Origin of the sequence: Streptomyces sp. NPDC058964 (assembly GCF_042741275.1) — a bacterium.
Taxonomy (GTDB): domain Bacteria; phylum Actinomycetota; class Actinomycetes; order Streptomycetales; family Streptomycetaceae; genus Streptomyces.
The window spans coordinates 1-2,300 of record NZ_JBHYKH010000845.1 but is presented as its reverse complement, the minus strand read 5'-3'; the positions used below and the strand labels follow the sequence as shown (position 1 = coordinate 2,300).

At 74.5% G+C, this 2,300-nt stretch carries 1 protein-coding gene and 1 pseudogene; both read left to right on the top strand.

Annotated elements, in window-relative coordinates; genetic code table 11:
- Positions 1-450: 450 nt before the first annotated feature.
- Positions 451-1,545 (top strand): PP2C family protein-serine/threonine phosphatase, encoded by a 1,095-nt coding sequence (locus tag ACFW2E_RS45510; protein WP_384477681.1) that lies wholly within the window; start codon positions 451-453, stop codon positions 1,543-1,545.
- Between the two features lie 220 nt (positions 1,546-1,765).
- A pseudogene (locus ACFW2E_RS45505) lies at positions 1,766-2,300 on the top strand (hypothetical protein); the annotation flags it as partial.

Here is a 2,300-nt window from a genome sequence, read left to right as displayed (position 1 = left end):
CCGGCCCGGTCGGGCGGGCGCGGCCCCCGCCGCCGGGCCGAGGGGGGGGTCGGCGCGGGGGCGCCCCCCGCCGGGGGGGGGGGGGCCCCCGCGCGCCCCCCCCCCCCCCCCCCTCTCCGTTGTGACCTGCATAAATGCACAGGTCCGAAGATTGCTCACTCATTCGGGTGAGAAGCCCGGGCGATCCGGCCCATTCGGGGCATGCCGTCGCAAGAATCGGACCGGCCTTTCGGGGTCGGTCCGTCTGCTCTGTCAGGGCCTACATGGGGGGCCATCGGCATGATCCGCATCAAGGCTGGGGCACCCCGCGGGAGGCGGCCCCGGACGAACGCACGGGGACCCGCCAGGCGAAGGCTGCCGGCCTGGGTCCGGACCCGAGCCCGCCGCCCCTGCCGCACGCTGCGCCGGACAAGCGTCCGCCGATCGGACCGCGGGAGCGAGCACCACCCCGTGGTACGCAAGCCCGAGCGTCGCCCGCTGCGCCGGGTGCTCGGCCTCGGGCTGCCCACGGTGTGGGGCGCCGTGGCCATCACGTTCAAGTTCGGCTGCCCGCTCGCACACCAGGACGCGCTGGGCGCCCGGATCGTCACCAGCGCCGTGTTCTTCGCCGTCGGCACCGGGCTGATACTCGACGTCCGCCGGGCGCTGCTGCGCGAGCTGAGGCAGGCCCGCAAGGTCGCGGGCGCCGCGCAGAGCGTGCTGCTGCGCCCGCTGCCCCCACGCCTCGACGGCCTTGGCGTCGCCGCCGCCCAGCTGTCCGCCGACCGCGGAGCGGCCATCGGGGGCGACCTGTACGAGGCGGTCGCCACCGAACACGGCGTACGGGTCGTGATCGGTGATGTACGCGGCCACGGCCTGCCCGCCCTCGGCACGGTGGCCGCCCTCCTCGGCAGCTTTCGCGAGGCCGCGCACGACGAGGCCGAACTCGGCTGTGTGCTACGGCGCCTGGAGCGCGCGCTCGCCCGCCATCTGCGCGAGCGTTCACGCGACGAGCACCCCTCCAGCGGCCGGGAGCCCGATGCCCCGGTCGCGGAGGAGTTCGTCACCGTGCTCCTGCTGGAGATCCGCAGGGACGGGGAGCTCAGTGTGCTCAACTGCGGCCACCCCTGGCCGTATCTGCTCAGCGCCCACGGCGTCGACCACCTCGCCCGCGCCGAACCCCTGCCACCCCTGGGCCCGTTCCCCCTGCCCCGCGACCTGGACGCCGTACGCTGCGGACACCTGCTCCCGGGCGAGTCCCTGGTCCTGTACACGGACGGAGCGGAGGACGCCCGGGACGCGCACGGCAACTTCTTCGCCCTGCCGACCGTGCTGGCGGAGGCGGCACGGGAGCACCCCGCAGCGCCCCAGGCCGTCCTGCGCAAGGTCTTCACCGCCCTGTTCCGCCACACGAGCGGCACACCGACGGACGACATCGCGCTACTGGTACTGCGCAACGATCGCCAGCAACGGCTGACCCCAGGGGCGCGGGACGGTGACACGTGCGCATCCGCCGCGGGGGCGCGACCGGCCCCACTCGACCCGCGGCCGACAACGCACCTCTGAACCCCCGTCCCTGCGCCGCACCGCCAAAGCCGACGGCCAGGCCACCGCACTGTACGAGGGGGAGCCGGCGGCCCGGCCGGCCTCTTTCGAGGCCCTTCAGTCAACCGGCCCGGAACTCTCCGCGACAGCGCGCGCACGCTGCGGATGCGCGTACTCCGTTCACACCCCGTGTGAAGTCCGACGCACTACGCTGTCGGCACCGAGTCACCGGGGGGCACCCATGCAGCCCAACACCCTGCTCGACGCGATCCTCGACGAGGCCGGGATCTCGCACGCGGGACTGGCCGCGCACGTCAACCAGGCGGGCCGGGCTCGTGGGATCGCACTGAGGTACGAACATACCGCCGTCGCACGGTGGTTGAAGGGGCAGCGGCCGCGCGGCCAGGTGCCCGACCTGATCTGCGAGGTCCTCGCGGCCCGGCTGCACCGGCCCGTCACCCTCGACGACATCGGCCTCGGTGTCCCCGGCGAACCGGCCGCCCCGCACACCGGTTCACTGTCCGGGTTCGTGGAGCGGGCCACCGCCCTGTGGCGCTCCGACCAGCAGCGGCGCCCGCACATCCTCGGGGCCCCCGCGCTCACGGGCACGCCCGCCGTGATGCCGGTGTGGGAGTGGGAGAACCCGCCCGAGGACGTCCAGCAGCTCCCGGACCCGGCGGAGCCGGTCGCCCTTCGGCGCCGCCTCGGGATGGATCTCGTACGGCTCCCCGACGATGTCGCCGACGGTCATCCGGGGGTTGAGCGACGTGTACGGG